Annotated in this window: 15 protein-coding genes; 6 read left to right on the top strand and 9 right to left on the bottom strand. The window is 55.1% G+C overall.

Going from position 1 to position 17,825, the window contains the following annotated elements:
• Nucleotides 1-31 precede the first annotated feature (31 nt).
• From BUB55_RS06630 to BUB55_RS06620, 3 genes are all read right to left on the bottom strand, one after another.
• Nucleotides 32-847 carry a hypothetical protein gene (locus tag BUB55_RS06630; RefSeq protein WP_073189323.1) on the bottom strand — a complete coding sequence of 272 codons (816 nt, stop codon included), beginning with the start codon at nucleotides 845-847 and terminating at the stop codon, nucleotides 32-34.
• Nucleotides 848-927: 80 nt separating this feature from the next.
• The gene (locus BUB55_RS06625) at nucleotides 928-2,286 is read right to left on the bottom strand and encodes a sodium:solute symporter family protein (protein ID WP_073189321.1); all 1,359 of its coding nucleotides are present in this window, start codon (nucleotides 2,284-2,286) and stop codon (nucleotides 928-930) included.
• Between the two features lie 17 nt (nucleotides 2,287-2,303).
• Complete coding sequence (locus BUB55_RS06620) at nucleotides 2,304-3,320, bottom strand: hypothetical protein (protein ID WP_073189319.1); 1,017 nt, start codon at nucleotides 3,318-3,320, stop codon at nucleotides 2,304-2,306.
• Nucleotides 3,321-3,368: 48 nt separating this feature from the next.
• Between BUB55_RS06620 and BUB55_RS06615 the strand changes: the two genes are divergently transcribed.
• Nucleotides 3,369-4,352 carry a hypothetical protein gene (locus BUB55_RS06615; RefSeq protein ID WP_234971832.1) on the top strand — a complete coding sequence of 328 codons (984 nt, stop codon included), beginning with the start codon at nucleotides 3,369-3,371 and terminating at the stop codon, nucleotides 4,350-4,352.
• Nucleotides 4,353-4,361: 9 nt separating this feature from the next.
• Here BUB55_RS06615 and rpe read toward each other — a convergent pair whose 3' ends face one another.
• A complete protein-coding gene (rpe, locus tag BUB55_RS06610) occupies nucleotides 4,362-5,012 on the bottom strand; it encodes a ribulose-phosphate 3-epimerase (protein WP_073189317.1) in 651 nt (216 codons plus the stop codon).
• A 170-nt stretch (nucleotides 5,013-5,182) separates the two neighbouring features.
• Here rpe and BUB55_RS06605 point away from each other — a divergent pair, with 170 nt between their 5' ends.
• The 5 genes from BUB55_RS06605 to BUB55_RS06585 all read left to right on the top strand — a co-directional run bounded on the left by BUB55_RS06605 (nucleotide 5,183) and on the right by BUB55_RS06585 (nucleotide 10,662).
• Nucleotides 5,183-5,590: a glycogen-binding domain-containing protein gene (locus BUB55_RS06605; protein WP_073189316.1), complete on the top strand. Its 408-nt coding sequence runs from the start codon at nucleotides 5,183-5,185 to the stop codon at nucleotides 5,588-5,590.
• Between the two features lie 97 nt (nucleotides 5,591-5,687).
• Entirely contained in the window at nucleotides 5,688-7,055 is a 1,368-nt protein-coding gene (locus tag BUB55_RS06600; RefSeq protein ID WP_143152948.1) for a hypothetical protein, read from the top strand.
• Nucleotides 7,056-7,194: 139 nt separating this feature from the next.
• Complete coding sequence (gene lysA / locus BUB55_RS06595) at nucleotides 7,195-8,454, top strand: diaminopimelate decarboxylase (RefSeq protein WP_073189312.1); 1,260 nt, start codon at nucleotides 7,195-7,197, stop codon at nucleotides 8,452-8,454.
• 297 nt (nucleotides 8,455-8,751) lie between these two features.
• Nucleotides 8,752-9,918: a ribose-phosphate diphosphokinase gene (locus BUB55_RS06590; protein ID WP_073189310.1), complete on the top strand. Its 1,167-nt coding sequence runs from the start codon at nucleotides 8,752-8,754 to the stop codon at nucleotides 9,916-9,918.
• An 84-nt stretch (nucleotides 9,919-10,002) separates the two neighbouring features.
• Nucleotides 10,003-10,662: a nitroreductase family protein gene (locus BUB55_RS06585; protein WP_083596917.1), complete on the top strand. Its 660-nt coding sequence runs from the start codon at nucleotides 10,003-10,005 to the stop codon at nucleotides 10,660-10,662.
• A gap of 10 nt (nucleotides 10,663-10,672) precedes the next feature.
• Here the strand turns inward: BUB55_RS06585 and BUB55_RS06580 are convergent, their stop codons facing one another.
• From BUB55_RS06580 to BUB55_RS06560, 5 genes are all read right to left on the bottom strand, one after another.
• Entirely contained in the window at nucleotides 10,673-11,596 is a 924-nt protein-coding gene (locus BUB55_RS06580) for a hypothetical protein (RefSeq protein WP_073189308.1), read from the bottom strand.
• A gap of 18 nt (nucleotides 11,597-11,614) precedes the next feature.
• The gene (locus BUB55_RS06575) at nucleotides 11,615-13,654 is read right to left on the bottom strand and encodes a glycoside hydrolase family 5 protein (protein ID WP_234971831.1); all 2,040 of its coding nucleotides are present in this window, start codon (nucleotides 13,652-13,654) and stop codon (nucleotides 11,615-11,617) included.
• A 14-nt stretch (nucleotides 13,655-13,668) separates the two neighbouring features.
• Complete coding sequence (locus BUB55_RS06570; protein WP_073189305.1) at nucleotides 13,669-14,991, bottom strand: hypothetical protein; 1,323 nt, start codon at nucleotides 14,989-14,991, stop codon at nucleotides 13,669-13,671.
• Nucleotides 14,984-15,838 carry a TIGR02147 family protein gene (locus tag BUB55_RS06565; RefSeq protein WP_073189303.1) on the bottom strand — a complete coding sequence of 285 codons (855 nt, stop codon included), beginning with the start codon at nucleotides 15,836-15,838 and terminating at the stop codon, nucleotides 14,984-14,986. Before BUB55_RS06565 ends, BUB55_RS06570 begins: the two co-directional genes overlap by 8 nt.
• 119 nt (nucleotides 15,839-15,957) lie before the next feature.
• On the bottom strand, nucleotides 15,958-17,703 hold the full coding sequence (locus BUB55_RS06560; RefSeq protein WP_073189301.1) for a right-handed parallel beta-helix repeat-containing protein: 1,746 nt from the start codon (nucleotides 17,701-17,703) through the stop codon (nucleotides 15,958-15,960).
• Nucleotides 17,704-17,825: the final 122 nt, after the last annotated feature.

Genomic DNA, 17,825 nt, shown 5'->3' with positions numbered 1-17,825 from the left:
GTCGCCCTGAACATGGGCGAAGATCCAAAGGCTAGAAGGACCAGAGCGAGATTCCGGCAGAAACGGACCAGTTACCGCCATTGAAGTCAATGAGCATGTTGGTCACGCCAATCTGGAAGTCCATAGTGTCGGAGTACTTGTACGAAATCCCGAAATGGTTCGTGAAAAGAATCGGCATGTCAAAGCTGAACAGCATGTTCGTTTCGTTGATGGTGATGGACTTGTGCGGCCGGTAAACACTGCCGTTGTAGTTGAACGAAATGGAGCCCAAGAAGAGGCTCGCATAACCGCCCACACCTACGTGCAAAACGAGTTTGTCCTTTTTCTCTTTGTATTCAATGTCCATGAGGGGGTCGCCGTTTTCGTCCTTGCCCTCGGCGACCTTGTAGCCCAGGTAATCGTAGTTTTGGTAGGTGAACCTTTGGAACGAGGTGACGCCGAGTTCAAAATACTTGGTGTTGATGCCTAGGCTCGTACCGCTGTAAATGCCGTTGTAGATGCCGAAGCTGATCTGGTAAACGAAAATGTCGCTTTTCACGAACTTGTCGATGGAGCCGTAAATGGGGAGGTAAGAGAAACGGTAATCGGCGTCGACTTCCATGTCGTCCCAGTCGCCGTTGTTGTCGGGGTTAATGCTGACGCGCTTTGACGGACCGTAAAGCGCGCCGCCGCGCAGGCGAGAGCCAATGCTGTTTTTGGGAAGCTCCCTGTTGGCGCCCTCGACGTTTGGCGATGAATGTGCTTGGAAAGTCGCGTATTGCGTGTAATCCAGTTCCACTACGGCAAATGCGCTTGCCGCACCCAAAATAACTCCCATCCCTATTTTTTTGAGCACACTGAAATCCATGTGCAAAATATAGTGTTCTTGTTTACAAAGTGTGGACGGCGGCTTGTTGTACGGCACAATAATTTGGGGGCGCGGGTTCGCTACTTCCCTCGGGTACGGCCACAGGTGAGCAAAAGCGCGTTTACGGCGAAGGCCGCGATGAGGAGCGCGTCGCTTGTATGTGCCGGGAGCTGCACGCCTTCGCCAAGGGCGGGTAGCAGCTTGCCGGCGAGCGCGAGCAGCCCGCCTGCAATAATGGCTGCGCCCACGAACACGGGCTTGCTGCGCAAACCCGAAAGCCCCCACAATATGGGAACGGTAAAGGCGCCGGCATATACCGCTAGGCCGAGCAGGAGCATCCCGATGATGTCGGTGAACTGGAGCGCAATGAGGGTCGCCACAATGCCGTTGCAGAGGATAATCACGCGTGCCTTGGCGAGCGGACGTGCAGAAGGTTTGTTGCCGCTGCTGCGGTTGAATAGCCCGTACACGATGATGGAGCTGCTCAAAAGAGTGGTGTCGGCACTGCTGAGGACCACGCTCAAAAGCGCAAGCGCAATGAGCGGGAGCAGCGGTGCGGGCACCACGGCCTGCGCGATGGCGGTGATTCGGGCGCCCTGCACGTTTCCGAACCCGGTGCCGAATGCCGCCAAGAACCCGATGATGGCGGCGACGGGCACGAGCACGACGGCCGCGGTCAAGATCGCCGAGCGGGCGGTGCGGGCGTCGCGGGCGCAAAAGATGCGGCTGAACATGTCGGGCCCTGCCGTGAATGTGGTGCCGTACGTGAGCAGCAAGAGGAACAAGTCGAGCGGCGAGAATCCTGCATTGAACGGGAATGCGGGCGCTTCACCGCGGGCCAAGTTCTCGCCCACGGTCCCGCTCCCCAGGGCAAATCCCGCCACCGCCAAAAGCCCCGCTATAATCAGGATTGCCTGCAAAAAGTCAGTTCGCAAAATCGAGAGCTGCCCCCCGGCGACTGTGTACAAAATGAACACCGTCGCCGAGACCAGCGCCGCCATGGTATAGCTCATGGGGGTAAAGCTCTGCAGCAGTTTTGCCGCCGCAATGATCTGCGCTGCGACAATGCCTGTCCACGCCAAGGGGATCACGACGCTTGCCACCAGGCGCGGCCCCTTTCCGTACAGGTTCTCGATCAGGTCGGGCAAGGCGTATTTGCCCAGTGCATAGGCTTTGCGGGCAAACGGCAGCAGCGCCAGGAGTCCCATCGCGCCCACCAGCATGAACCACGTGGCGGCTCCGCCCATGCGGGGCCCTGCGTCAATGGCGCCGATAATGGCCGAGCCGCCAAGAATCGTCGCCACAAGGCTCCCCGCCACTGCACACGCGCTCGCGCCCTTGCGCGCCACAAAAAAATCCGGAATGCTGTTGACGGCTCGCGCGCTGCGAACCGCAATAATCAAAAGGGCTGCCAAGTACAAAATCAAAATAACAGACATCACCACTCCTTACCCATTTAAAAAACGTAGTTGACCATGCACATCACCGCATTCAAGTGCCATTCGGCGCCCACGCGCTTGAGCATAAGTTCCTCGTTTGATTCGTAACGGCGCTTGTTGAACTTGCGCTCACGCATAATGGGCGCCATCACCATGCCGTTCCAGTTTTCCATCATCTTGAACATCACCGTGGGCGTGACTCCCACCATCAAGAATTTCGGGTCGTACTCCCAGTAGATTTTGTCGAATTCGTACTCGTGCATAAACCTGCTCGCCTTTACCGTGACCATCGCCATGTACAGGCGCTCGAACGGCAAAATGTACATGAGCGTCCCCGAGAGTTCGCCGCGGTCGCCGTTCACGCGCGTGTCGGTGCCCGCCTTCCACGGCTCACCATCGCTTGCGCCGGTGTAGGTGGAAGTTTCGCGGCTCACGCCCACCTTCAAAATGATCTTGGTCCAGTCGCTCTTGGGCAAAAACATCATCAGCGGTATGCTGAGACCTGCCTTGTAGGTAATGCTGAACGCTGCCTCGGTCATAAAGATGTCCTGGTCAAAAGTGCGTTCTTCGGGGTCGTATACGCCCATGAATGTGCTGGTGCGGCCATAGTTCCATGCCGAGCTCACCGAGCCCTTGACTCCCGCCTCCAAGAGGTGGATCAATTGCAGGTCGGTCCCGAGGGTGGCGCCCACGTTCACCGGCGTGAGGCTTGCGTTCGCGTCGCCCGTCACCGTGAGGAGCTTGCTAAAATCCTTTTGCAGCTTGGTGGTCGAGCTCAGTGCCGGCGCTCCTATCGAAAAAAACGGCCAGTTGTGCAGGGTCTCGGAATTGCGGAGCCCGTGATGCGTAATCAGCACTCCCAAAAGCGTAAACACGTGGTTGTGCGTTATGTGGAACGAGGAGCCCGGCGCGATGGCGGCCTTGCTCGTGTCCGGCGGAGTTTCAACCTTGCTTGAATCCGGCGTGGTACCCGCCGCAAACGCGAACAGGGCGCTGGCGAGTACGGCTACCAAAATGGTCCGGAGACGATTCATACCTTTTCAAATATAGTTTTTTGTATATTAGCGTACCGAGAGGTCTATATGTCCTGCGAATTTTTTGATAAATCGGTTCTTGAAAAATCCAGGGCGGCACTAGTCGCAGCCCTATTTTCCGTTGTTTTTGCAGCCCCTGCCCTTGCTTTCGACATGTCGGTCAAGGCGCAGGTCGATAACGCCCAGGTTTTTGTGGGCGACATGTTCAACTATGAAATCGCCGTCACCGCCCCCGAGAATGCCGTCGTTGACTTGCCCAGTTTTGTGGGGAACCTCGGCAGCTTCGAGGTCAAGGAGATGAAGAACGAGAAGGTCACCGAGGGCATGCCCAAGGGAACCGCCAAGTTCACGTGGCTGGCGACACTCAACACTTTTGTGAGCGGTGACTTTTTGATTGCCCCGCAAGAGGTGAACGCCATTGTCGGGACCGATACCGTCAAGACGCACACTGACCCCGTGGCGGTGAAGGTCGCAACCCGCACCACCGGCGAGGAGACCGATATTTTAGATGTCGAAGCGCCGCTCGCCGACCCGCGCCTGCCGCAGTGGCTCTACGTTGTGTTTGGCGTTTTGGGCGTAGGCCTGTTGGTTTTGCTGGGATGGTTGTTGCACAAGAAGTTTGCCAAGGGTGGGCTCGCGCCTAGGCTTCCTCCCTACGAGGAGGCGGTACTGGCTCTCAAGGAACTTCGCAATAGGAACTACCTTGCCGAAGGGAACCAGGGCGATTACTTTATGTCACTCGGCTTTATTACGCGCCGCTACATCGAGCGTCGCTTTGAGACCGACATTTTGGATGCGACCGTCGCCGAGCTCAAGAAACGCATGGCGCATGTGGCGGGGCTCCCGCAGGCCTACAAGGAATCGGTCGTGACGCTCGCCGTCGAGACCGAGCCCGTGAAGTTCGCCAAGATGAAGCTCGAGGGCGAAAGGTGCAGGTTCTGGGACGAGTGGGCAGACCGTCTGCTCGAAGACACGAAACCGAAGCCGGAAGAAGAAGCTGCAAAGACCGCACCGGCTAAGGCTAAAAAGTAACGTGAAGTCTTAGCCGTTCACGGCTTTGACGAATTCGCGGCACACGGCCTCGGGGTCGCTCTTTCCGAAAATCGCGGAACCTACCACGAACACGTTCGCGCCCGCTTCCTTGCAGGCGAGGATGTTGTCGAGTTTCACGCCGCCGTCAATCTGGATGTCCAATTCGGGCTTCATTTGGCGCAGCTCGCGAATCTTGTCGAGGCAATACGGGATCAGGCTCTGGCCGCCAAAGCCTGGGTTCACCGACATCACGAGCACCATGTCCACGATGTCGAGCACGTACTTGATGCTTTCGAGCGGGGTTGCCGGGTTGATGGCCACTGCGGGCTTCACGTCGAGTTCCCTGATCTGGTGCACCAGGCGGTCGAGGTGGTTCGTGGTTTCGGCATGCACGCTAATGATGCTTGCGCCCGCCTTCGCGAATTCGCCCACGTACTTCTCGGGATTCTCGATCATCAGGTGACAATCGAGCGGGAGCTTGGTGCCCTTGCCCACGCATGCGGAAATCCCCGGGCCGAAACTGATGTTCGGCACGAAGTGCCCGTCCATGATGTCGAGGTGCACGAGGCCGGCGCCACCGTTTTCGATGGCCTTGAGGCCGTTACCGAGTTCGAGGAAGTTAGCGTTCAGCACGCTGGGGGCGATAATTTGTTTGAGCATATGCCAAAATTAGCAAAAAGCAAGGCCCGGCGCATCACCAAACCAGAAATACACATCACCAAACCACAAATACGCATCGTCAGCCCCCAAAACGCCTTCATTTTACATCTAGCCACGAAACTTATTTTTTACTAACTTTGAACCCGAACTTAACATTAGGAGATAAAATCATGGCTAAGACTACTGCAAACAAGGTCGCAAAGGCCCCTGCAAAGAAGGCCGCCGCCAAGCCGGCTGCCGAAAAGAAGGCTTGCGCTAAGGCTTGTGCAAAGCCCGCCGCCAAGAAGGCTGCCCCGAAGGCTGCTGCCAAGCCGGCCGCCGAAAAGAAGGCCGCTCCGAAGGCCGCCGCCGCGAAGAAGGTCACCGTCGAATTCGTCGCTGACTGCCCGCTCGCAACGACCGTTTCCGTCGCCGGTTCCTTCAACAACTGGGCTGTCGACAAGGACATGCTCAAGAAGGACAAGAAGACAGGTCTCTGGACTGCCAAGATCTCTCTCTCTGCTGGCGATTACGAATACAAGTTCGTATGTGACGGCAAGAACTGGGACGCAGGCGACAACAAGATCAAGCACGTCTAATCGCGCTTTTTTGTTCGTTTATCGGAAGGCTCCGGGTTACCGGGGCCTTTTTTTGCTAGATTGCAGAAAACTATTTTTGGAGAAAGGAGAGTTTTGCATGAAGAGATTGTTGTTGCTTTTGGTTCTATTTTGCATTTATGCATGTACGTCGGATAGTTCATCGTCAGCGAAACCGACTCCCGAGGGCTTTGCGGGATATTCTACGTTGTATGCGTATTTGGACCAGACTCCCGTGACCGAGACGCAAGATGGATATGAATGTCCCGATTGGCACACCGAAATTGATACTACGGTAGAAGTGCGTCTGCCCAGCCTGCAGTATAACCTTAAAATACATTTCTGGTGCCATACGGAACAATTTTATCCCGACTGCGGTTACGAGGACGTGCGCATCAAGGTCGATGGCAAGCCTGTCGAGAATGAATTCGCGTTCTTTTACGACAGGGATACGTCCTTGAAGATCATGGTGCCCGATATCGAAAACGAACATGTGATAGAATGGAGCCTTGACTCGGCGCAGTGCGGGAATTTTCATGCGAAGTACCGTTTGACTCCGTCGAAGGAACCGGGTGACTACGTGATTCTTGGAGAGTACCGGCAGGAAGAATCGAATGATGTCAAGGGACCGCGTACGTTCAAGAAGGGCAAGCTGTTCTTTGATATAGAGAGCCATTACAGGCATGCGACTTTTGACTGGGACTATGAATACGCTTATGTGGATTCCGCACAGTCGGATTGCATCATTGCGAAAGACGGCGATACTTTGCACTTACCACTTAAGGTTTTGGAGCGCGAAAGCGAACGCCTTCGTCCGGATATCCGTGTTGAAGCAGATAGCGCAAAACTGGTTGATTTTCTAGGAGCGGACACTGCAGCGGAAGTATCGTGTGCCATAGTGTACCAGTCGTGGATTGTGCCCAAGAAGGTGGATTCCCTCCAATATGATTTTAAAATAAACTTTATCTCTTTTGTTCCGGAGTATACGGACCGCTTGGAAGAAATTGATTGCGCTGCTGACGCACCTTGTTTTGAGGGGGAGTTTGCCCGCTGGATTTACACTGAACGGGTGTGGCGTTATAACACGAATACGTATGTACTTGCGAAAACGACAAAGGGTGACCTTATTTACAAGCGGAAAGGGCTGAGTTGGTGTTCCCCAGATAGTCTTTGTCGGTATATTTTCACGAGGAATGATTTGCCGGTTGATGCTAATGGGGACACGCTGGAATTGGAATACTTGCAGTTGATTGCTTTTCCGGGAGGCTTGGCGAGTAACTGGGATACTTGGCGGATAAAAAACGCCCTTGACAGTATTTATGGTTCGAATGTCGCCAGCGATTGGTATTCCGATAAAGAGAGTGCCGTAAAGGTGGATTCCATGATAAATATTCTTGTCGATAAAGACGGCAACCCGAAAGATGGCCTGTGGATAATGGCCAAGCGGCTGACATTTAAGCAGGAATAAAATCTTGGCATATTGCGCCGGGCCAATTACCCGGCATTTTTCATTTTGTGTAAAGTCTGTGGCGGAACCAACGCGGGGACTGCTGCCCGCCGCAAAGTAATACCTCGCGGGGCTCCCGCCTTTTACTATCTTTCCCCCCATGAATTATTCCATCCCCCAAGAAGTTTTTGTGAAGGCTGCCGAACAGTACGGCACCCCCCTCTGGCTCTATGACCGCGCCACCATCGAGAAGCGCGTGAAGGAAGTTCAGGTTTTCGACACGGTGCGTTTTGCCCAGAAGGCATGCCCGAACCTCTCCATCGTAGCGCTCGTACGCAAGCTCGGTGGCGTGGTGGATGCCGTTTCTGCAGGCGAAATCGTCCGCGCGTTGAAGGCGGGTTTCAAGGGTGGTCAGCAGAAGGGCAAGGCTCCCGAAATTGTCTACACCGCAGACATCTTCGACCGCGACGCGCTTGAACTCGTGAAGAAATACGACATCGCGGTGAACGTCGGTTCCCCCGACATGATCCAGCAGCTCGCCGATTTCGGCGTGAAGTCGGAACTTACGCTCCGCGTGAATCCGGGATTTGGTCACGGGCATTCGAGCAAGGTGAATACCGGTGGCCCGCTCAGCAAGCACGGCGTGTGGCACGAGCAGATCAAGGACTGCGTCAAGCTCGCGCAGGCAAACGGCATGTGGATTACCGGGCTCCACATGCACATCGGTTCCGGCTCCGACTTCGAGCACCTCTCGCAGGTTTGCGACGCGATGGTCGACGCTAGCCGCCGCCTGGGTAGCCATCTCCGCACCATCAGTGCAGGGGGCGGCCTCCCGATTCCGTACCATGAGGAAGACAAGGGCAACCGCATTGACATGCAGGCCTACTACGACCTGTGGGACAAGGCCCGCAAGAACATCCAGCAGAGCATCGGCCACGAGGTTCACCTGGAAGTCGAACCCGGTCGCTACCTGGTGGCCGAAAGCGGTTACCTGATGGCCGAAATCCGCGCCGTCAAAAAACAGGGCGACAATTTGTTCTACCTGCTCGACGCCGGCTTTACCGACCTCGTTCGCCCGAGCTTCTACGGCAGTTATCACGGCATTTCCATCATCGCCCGCGACGGTCGCGAGATGAACGAGATGGTCGACGCAGTGGTGGCTGGCCCGCTCTGCGAATCCGGTGACGTGTTCACGCAGGAAGAAGGCGGCTTCGTGGTGACGCGCAAGCTCCCGAAGGCGAAGGTCGGCGATCTTTTGATTCTCCATGACGCAGGTGCCTACGGTGCCGCCATGAGCAGCAACTACAACAGCCGCCGCTACGCCGCCGAGACCATGTACACGAACGGCGAACTGAAGGTCATCCGCGAAAGGCAGACGTTCGAGCAGCTTCTCCAGAACGACCGCATTATTGATTTATAAACTGCGCATTACGGCGTTTCCCCAAAGGGGATAACTCCCACTAAGAGGCTACGCCTCAAGTGTCGTATAGCTCGCTCCCTCACGTACGTTTTAGTACGCTACGGGAGCTCGCGCCTTGTCCTGCTTGTTTCTAAATCAATAACAATAATTCGAATCTTATTTAAGGCTTTCGCCAAATAAAGGCGAAAGTCTTTTTTTTGAAAAGTCGCCTATTGTAAGACGACCTTGAATTTGGGTCTTGAATTATTCTATATTTGCCCATACCAAATGGTTCAACCTCAACATCAAGGCTAAAATATGTCAGATCGTTTTATCGTAACTGGAAACTTTACCGATGATCCGTTTGCCATCGACATTGCGCAATACATCGGTCTCCGCGAAGACATCTCCGACGTGGTCTCTTTGAAGACTTTCGCCAACTCCGAGTTCTGCCCCCGCTACGGACTTGATGTGGATGACATGGACCATATCGGCAGGCGCTTGGAAGGCAAGATCGTTTTGATTTGCTCGGTTTCGAACCACGACCGTAGCCGCAACGACTACGCCATGCGTAACTGCATCCTCGCCCGCGCTGCCAAGGACAACGGTGCCGAGCAGGTGGTGCTTGTGGAACCCGACCTCTTTTACAGCGCCCAGGACCGCGGTCCGCACCGCGTAGGCGAACTCGAAAAGGACCGCCCGGTGACCGACCTCAAGAAGTTCGACGGCCAGGCTTTTACGAGCCTCCTTTACGCCCAGCTTTTGAAGACCGCCGGTGTTGATGCTGTGGTGACCTGTCACAACCACAGCATCAAGGTGCAGAACCTCTTCAGCGAAATTTTCGAGGGCAACTTCCACAACCTCATCCCGACGGATGTTTACGCCCACTACATCAAGAGCAGCAACTTCGTGCAGACCGGCAAGGACGGCAACAACCTTGTGATCGTCTCCCCCGATAAGGGCGCACGACCGTTCATGAACGCCGTTTACGAAGCCCTAGGCCTCCCGGAATGCAAGCGCGTGGTGATGGATAAGGTCCGTACGGGCGAACGCGAAATCAGCATGACCTTCAACCCGGAACTCTCCGACATCAGTATCGAAGAAATCGAGGGCAAGGACGTGATCGTGTTTGACGACATGGTGCGCACGGGTACGACGATCGTGCAGTGCTGCGAACACATCAAGAAGGGCCACCCCAACCGTGTGTGCTTCGGCGTGACGCACTTCCACACCAGTGCCGAAGCCCGCGAAAAGCTCAACAGCCCCGCCATTGACGAAATCCTTACTACGTCGACGCTCCCCGACATCATGAACCGTGACTGCCAGGGCCGCCTCCGCAAGAAGCTCACCGTGCTCAAGCTCGGCAAGTGGATTGCCCGCCACGTGATGCAGATGTACGGCCTCGACGACGGACGTTTCGAGAAGGACTTCTACAAGATTGACATGAGTTCCAAGAACCCGCGTTGGCCGCCTGTGTTTTTCTAGTAAATAAGAATATGTAAAACGCCTCGGCAAAAGCCGGGGCGTTTTTTGCATTTAGAATATATATTTCTTTGTGGAGAAATACCTATGCGCATTTGTTTTATAAAGAGCTTGGGCGCCGTTGCCCTTACGCTTGCCGCTGCGGCGACTGTCACCTTCGCCTTGGAGCCGCCCCAAGATATCATCGTCATGCCGCCCAAGGACGGCGGTTACACGCTGGTCAAGGCGATCGAGTCGCGCCATAGCGACCGCACGTTTGTGGATTCGGATTTTAGTTCGACGCAAGTCGCTGAAATTTTGTGGTGCGCCTCGGGCGAGAACCGCGAAAACGGCGGGCTCACCGTGCCCACTGCCCTTGGCAAAAAGGAAGTCTTTGTGTATGCCGTTACCAAGCAGGGTGTATACAAGTTTTTGCCCAACGAAAAAAAAGCCCTCTTTGTGAACAAAGGGGACTTTCGTAAGGACGCTGGCATGCAGGACTTTGTGGGCAAGGCTGCTGTGAACCTGGTGTATGTCATCGACAAGAACCTTTCGGGCGGCAAGACCGACGCCGACAAGGTGCGCATGGGTGCGTTCAGTGCCGGCGCGATGTCGCAAAACGTGGCGCTCTTTGCGGCGTCCAAGGGTTACGGCAATGTGGTACGAGGATCCTTTGACAAGGTAAAGCTAGGCAAGGCACTCAAGCTTTCCCCGTCCGAAGAAATCCTTATGACACAATCGGTGGGGCCTATTGCCCCAGCGAAGTGACGCGAGCTTTTTATGGCATCGGGGCGCAGCCTATGCATGCGCCGGTCTTCATGACCCACTCGCCGCTTTCGCAGACAGCGTAGCGTTCCGAGCCTCCGCTAGGAATGGAGAATGTCCATGTTTCGCGGTGAACTTCTTCGCCCTCGGAGCAACTTTCAGAGAGAGTCCATTGGTTGCTTTTGCATTGAATGACCATGTTGCCGTCAAGAACGAAAAGTGCTTCGTCATTTTTTGCATTGCATTCTTCAATGACTTGGTCAAGGTTGAGGTCGCCTTGATGGGTTATTACCCATTTGCCTTTAGAGTTGCATTTTGCGGTGGGTTTATCGTCGCCCGGATTGCCGCTAATGATGAAAAGGCTGTTAACGTTTTCACCTGTGAACGCACAATTCTCTGCGTATTCCCACTGTCTGTCCTTGCACTGTACGATTTCGGTGATGTCTTGGTCTATGACAATATAGACGTTGCCGTTTTTCTTGTCAGTGCATTCTTCTGGGATTTTTGAGAGGTCAATATGGAGGTTCGCTTCGGAAGACGAGCTCACGTCGGCGGAAGAGGAGCTTGCGACCACAGAAGACGAGCTCACGTCGGCGGAAGAGGAGCTTGCGACCACAGAAGACGAGCTCATGACTGCGGAAGAGGAACTCGCAACCACGGAAGACGAGCTCACGTCGGCGGAAGAGGGACTTGCGACGGACGAACTGGAGCTCTCAATCGTCGAAGAGGAACTCCCTTCGCCACCCTTTGTTTCGGACGATGAACTGGTTTCGTCGCTCTTTGATTCGGAAGAAACGCCATCAGTCGTTTCGGACGATGTCACGGTGGATTCTTCGTTCTGGTCAACGGGAGCATTGGTTGAACTGCTGTCATCGCCGCATGCCACAAAGGCGAGCGATGTGGCGAACATCAATGCAGCGTATGTCTTTTTATTCATCTTTGTTCTCCTTTTTTTTTACTTTATACTAATAACGCGTGTAATGTTTACGCCCTCACCCCGAATAAACAACATATAGCGACCACTTCGCGGAGCCATGAGGCGGAGGCTGTTGCCCTGCACGGTGCCGCGGTTGAGTGTTTGGCCCATGCTGTTCACGAGCGCAAATTTCTTTCCGTTAAAGCTTGCAAGCCCATCGACAGCAATAAGCTTGCCTTGGGTCGCAACACTGATGTTACTTGCATTGCTTGCGATGCGGTTCTGCTTCTTGATAGAAACCGGCGGCGTAACGGGGGTATAGTTCTTAACGCCCTTGACGCACGAAAGCCCGGTGACTTCGAGTTTGTTGTCAAAGGCTTCGTCACGGATGGCGAAGCGGAGCCCTGTAGTAGCTTCGAGGTTTATACCTTCGGGGAGGCCTGCCTGCCAGGCGTTACGACGCATCCAGCCTAGGTCCACGTAGACGGTGGTCCATTCAGGGCTGTAGGGCATTTCTACAAAGGCGTAGTCCCAGGAGCCCTCGCCGTAAACGGTCTCCGACAGATTCCATTCCTCGAATGCGGTGAACTGGTGGTTCGTGCCCTTGTACTTGTAGCTCACCATGTCGCAATATCCGAGCTCCGTAGGATATTGAGGACCGCAATCCACTTCTGGAGGGCAGGGTTCGTATGCGAGCTCCGGAAGTTCAAGGGTCACGTTCACGTAAGGCGCGTAGGCGTAGCCCGTGCCTGCGGTATCGAGCTTGATTCCGTTGAGGGAGAACTTGAACTCCGTAGCGCCAGCCGTGCCCGGTGCGCCGTTTCCGTCGTCAGCCTTTGCACCATAGAATTCCGCTCCGGAATGTCCGTATTTGCCGTCCCCGTCGGCGACAGTGGAGTCGGTTTCGTATTTCCAATTGCCAAGGAGCAGGTTCGCGGAGTTGTAATTGATGATTATCGGGAGGCTGTCCTTGATTTCCGTTTCCCAGTTGAAGTGCTTCTGGTAGGTGTGGAGTTTCGGCATCAAGGTATTGAGGGTGTACTGGTCTACGTCGCTGTCGGTGAGGAAGGGCTTTTCCACGTCCCACTTGGCGCTGGAAAGCTTGTTCTTGTTGCGCCAAGTGAGGAATTTTTCCAGCTGTTCCTTTTGGCTTGCGTTCGAGAAGATTTTGTCAATGCCGCCCCATTCGGTGATGAACACGGGGAGCCCTGCATCAATGGCCTTTTGCGAACTTGCGGTGTGCTCGTCGGTCTTGTGGATATCGGCATAGAAGTGGTAGGAGTAGGCGACATTCTTGTCTTGGATGGGATTCTTGATAGCATCGCCTGCCTGCGAAGACCATTGCGGAGTTCCCATGATGACGAGGTTGTTGGAATACCTGCGGATTTCCGTAATGACGGTGTCGGCGTAGGCCTTGAGGTCATCCCAGGATTCGGCGACGGGTTCGTTGTAGATTTCAAAAATCACGTGCGGGTACTTGCCGTAGCGTTCGGCCATTTTGCCAAAGAACTTGGCGGCGTCGGCTGCGGTAAAGCATTCCTTGTTGTCGTTGAACTTGAGCTTGGGCGTTTGACCGGGGTGGATGCAGTTGAAGTAACCACCTTCGGAATGCCAGTCAATGAGCACGTAGATGTCGTTACGGATAGCGGCCTGTACCACTGTATCCATTTGCGATTCAAAGTAGGCGGGGTTCTTCATGTAGCTGAAATGGCCCCAAGGCGGCACAACGCCCATGGCGGCGCGAACGAGCTCCACATGCCAAGCACCCACGAGGGTGTCGATGTAGGAGCCGCCGTAAAAGCTGCTGCCGTAGGGCCAGTACTGGCTCCAGGTGAGGCTCATGCCCTGAACGCTTACGGGGCTCCCATTCCAGCTGCCCAGAATGGCGCCCGGGGAAGGAAGCGGATCGCATACCTCAGTGCTGCTCCCGCAGCCGTCATTAATGATGTACCCTGCATGCAAGGCGCCGTATTCGCTTACGGGTCCCACGCGGGTGGGCTTGATGGTGGCGAAGGCCGATGTGGCAAGGCCCGCTACGAGCGCGCCTGCCATCGCGATGCTGAATAACCTTTTTTTCATATAACACTCCGTTGTTAATTATGCCCGAGCCCTTCCCACTCAAAGATGGAGAGCCCGTAAATCCTGATTTCGTCGAGCATGATATCTGCGTTCTCCTCGGCGACGAAACTGATGCTGTTCACCTCTTCCAGGTCAACTGACCCGTTTGCGGCGATAAAGTCGGCAGGCGTTATGCGGTATTCCTGGTACTTGTCTTGCAGTTCCACGGGGACACTGTAGAACGTCTTGCCCGATTCGCCCTTGCAAGTGAGCTGTAGCTTTATGGTCCCGGTACCCTTGGCGTAGAAGGCGATACTCTCCATGCTGCTCAAATCGTAGAACGCGGGAACATCGGCGGTTACGTCTTCGTAATCTGCGCCCAGGTTGAACCCGATGCCCGCGAACTTTTGCGCAAAGGAAGAATCCGCAAAGAGGCCCGTGTAAATCCCGGTTCCGCTGTAAGAGCCGTATGTCGGGAGGAACACGTGCTCGCTCCAGATGCTCGGTTGAATATAGCTGCCGCCGCCCATTGAGGAATCGCTGCTCTCGAACCAGGAGCCGCCTCCGTAGATTTGCCCGATGAGTGTCTTGCGATTCCCCCAGTTCTCAAAGTCTTCGACGCGGATGAACTGCTCCGTGGAAATCTGCTTAGAAACGTCGAAGGAGTTCGGGAATGCGCTTTCGGGGGATGCTTCAGCGGTTCCCTGCGGGGGATTGGTAATCCCGGGCTCTTGCGGTTCTTGGTCTGTGGTATCGACGGCTACAGTGCCGGCGGTCACCTGGTACATTCCGCTGCCGTAGGAATCGGCATCCACGTAGGCGAAGTGCACACCCTTCGGGAGCCCGGTGATAGTGTAGCTACCGGAGCGGGCGCTCGCTGTTTTCCCGAGAATGCGGACTTCTGCGTCGACACTCGCCATTCCGTCGACAATGCGGCCAAACACAACACCTGCCTTTGCAAGCGTGACGCTTTTGGGGAGGGCTCCGCCGTTTTCGAGGCGCGTCATTCCGGCGAGGCTGTCGCCTGCGTAGGCGGCAAGCATGCGGTAGGCGGGCTTCTGCAAAGCGGGCGCGTCGTGATTCGCTGCGGGACTCGCTTCGTATGTGATGACCCCAGTGGAATCCGCCACGAGGGTACGGACGAGCGTGGGCGCGCTTTCGTCGAGTTCCCAGATTTCGGCGGTGCCGTTCAGGAGGGCGTTGCCGTTTTCGTCCACGAGGGCGAGCGTGTCGATGCATGCAATTTCCGTTTTGCCGGCGTTAGACCCGGTGCCGTTCGCCACGCTTGGCGAGGAACCGTTGTCGCTGCAGGCTGCGAATAAAAGCGCGAATAAAACAAGCCATAGCTTTTTATTCATGGTCGCCTCCTTCGGCAATCTTGCGTGCACGCGGCACTAATTGGAATCCGGCGTGGCATACCATGGTGGGGTTCGTGTCTTCGCGGGCGATGGCTAAAATGCGTTCACGCATGTCGGCGATTTCCTTGCGGATTTTTTCAAAACTTTCCTTCGAGAGGCTGCACGTGACCGAAGTGATGCTGCGGTCGTCGCCACCGAGCAGGTCGTAGACTTCCTCGTTGATTTCCAGGTTCTTCTTGTGATATTTGCGAAGCACCGCGGAACGCACACGCGGTGGCGTCGCGACAATCGGCTCTGCCACCGTATAGCGACCATCGCCCTCTTTCAAAATAAAACCATTTTTTAAAAGGTAGTCGATGGCGTTCTGCACTTGCGATTCCTTGAGGGCGGGGACCATCATGCGGCCGATCTTCTTTGCGCTTGTGTTTGCAGGCAAAAGTGGCAGCAAGTCGCGGATTACAGGGATGTACCACTTGCCAAAAAAGTTCAGCCTGGAATCTTCAAGGGCGTATTCCGCGTTCTTGCCGCGGATGGCGATGAGCTGTTTCAAAAGAGCGTCGCGCTTATCCACGTCCTTTTCGTTGCCGAACTTCACGAGGAGCAAAAAGTATTCCGCCTCGGTATCGCCCATCTCGAGCGAGGCGGCGAGCGTCTTTGCATTTGCAAACGAGAGTGGGCGGGAACGGTCCAAAATGCGGCTGAAGAAAGCGGAACCCTTCATGCCGAGCGTCTCTTGCAGGCTACGCATGGAGCTGCCCGGGACGGCCAAAAACTCCTTGACGACCGCGTCCAGGTACTCGACGTAGTCGAAATACATAAAGACATTTATTTTGGAAACGCATTTCATATATGTAAATATAACACTTTTTTTTACAAAAAATGAAAAAATTTATAGAAATTCCATTTTTTTTGGAAACACTTGAAAATGAGAAAAAAATGCGTATTTTTGGGCAGTTTTCGCCAATTTTACCGCTTTACGCTTCTTCCAAGCAGGTCGAAAAAGCGCGCCTGGTAGGGAGCGCCTACGGAGCCGTTCACGCGTTCGCGCGTGCCGGTCCTGCGTTTGCCGATGCTGGTGGAGCCCTCGTCTGCGGGCCATTTCTCGAATTCGTCCATGGCGATGACGGGTGTCTGGCTCCCCAGAATCTTGATGTAGTCGAGGTCCAAAAATCCCCAGCCGCGGGTAATGTCGATCGTCGTTTCGCCTTCAACGCGGATGCTCGTAGAAGTCGTGCTCCACACGTGGCTGCTGCCTGCTGGGCCCGTACGCAAGAAGCGCACGGGGTTCAAGGTGATACCATTCACTGAGACGTTCTGTTCTTTGTAGGCGGTATCCTTGTCGCTCAAAAAGTTGTAGCCGAACATCAGGGTGTAGCGGCCACCGCCCCGTACGGTAAAGCGGAGGTTGCCGTTTTGCATGGCCACGTACTTTCCGCCCGAGGCGTTTTCGTCTGTGCCGATTTTTGCGGGATTTTCGGAATAGCCCTCGGCGAGTTCTGTGAGAGTCGCATCTTCGGCCTCGTATTCTTCGAAATGGGAGCTTGCCGACCACGGATAGGGTTCCGCGTTGGGGTACTCGCTTTTGTACGTAATGGGCTTGCCAGGGATGGTGAAAAGTTCCTTGCAGAGGTTGCGCACTTCGGCGACGTGGTCGATGAAGATGTTGTCGCCCATGCTGCAAACGTTGCCGTCGGTCTTGCTCTCGTCGCACCAGAACTTGTTCGACTTGTCGGCGGTGAGTTCTGCGGGCACGTTCCCGGTGTAGGTGCGGCTGTCTTCGTCAATGTAGCCCGTAAGCTTTGGATTGTTGGCGGTGTACATGTAGTTGCCTGCGACAACCGCGTGCGTGCCCTTCACTTCGATAAAGGAGTTGTCGCAGTCGCGGGGCTCCGGCTTGCTTTGCAGACCATCGGCGGACAGCATGTTCTGCGAGATGGTGGTGTAGCTTGCGCCTTCCTTGATGTCGACATTCTCGGCGGAAATGTCCTGGAACAGGTTGCACTTGATGGTGGTGCGGCTCACGCGCCAGTCGTAATAGGTGAAGCGGTTGTTGCTTTTGTCGGTCTTGGCCTGTTCGCCCCACAGGGAATCGGGCTCGCCGTCCACGCCCCATGCTGCATGGTCGGTGCCCACGTAGATGCCTTCGCCGTAGGTCCCCTTCACGTTCCCGGAATTGTGGATAAAGTTGCGGCGGATGTTTACGAAGGTGCTGCTGTCGCGCACGTGCACAAGTTCCTGCCGCGTGTTCGAGATGTCGCAGTCCTCGATAAGCACGTGGTGCGCGTTGTCGAGCACGATGCCTACGCCCGATTGGCTGAGCTTTAGGTTCTTGAGGATCACGTAATCGTTTTCGATATGCAGCACCTCGTTGCCCTCGCTCATGGTGCCGTGGATATCGGGCGGGTTCGCAGGGTCGCTGCCCGCAAGCACGATGGGTCTCTCGGGCGTGCCGTTGTTGCGACCGAGCCACAAAAGGCCCTTGCCCCAGCCCGCGTCGCGATTCCCCGGGTCATACGTCTTTTTGCCTGTCAGGTCGTACTCGCCCGCGGGCACCCAGATAGTGTCGCCCGCCTTGGCCTGTGCAGCCTGCAGCATAAGGTCGTTCGCGTTGCCTGCGGCAACGTATACCTGCGCGGCGTGCGCCTGCATGCCCGCCGCAGTAAAAAAAGCGACAACAAAAAACGATGGAATCAGCGAACTAGATACCGACATAAACAACTCCTTAACACAATTAATATATACTCTTTTCTCCAAAATAGGGAGAAACCCGATAAAGCAGCTTTTTTGAGGTTTAAAAGGGGCTTTTTTTTCGCGGATTTCAAAAAAAGATATTT

Origin of the sequence: Fibrobacter sp. UWP2 (assembly GCF_900141705.1) — a bacterium.
Taxonomy (GTDB): Bacteria; Fibrobacterota; Fibrobacteria; order Fibrobacterales; family Fibrobacteraceae; genus Fibrobacter.
The sequence above is the reverse complement of the archived record's forward strand: the minus strand, read 5'-3'. Positions and strand labels throughout refer to the sequence as shown.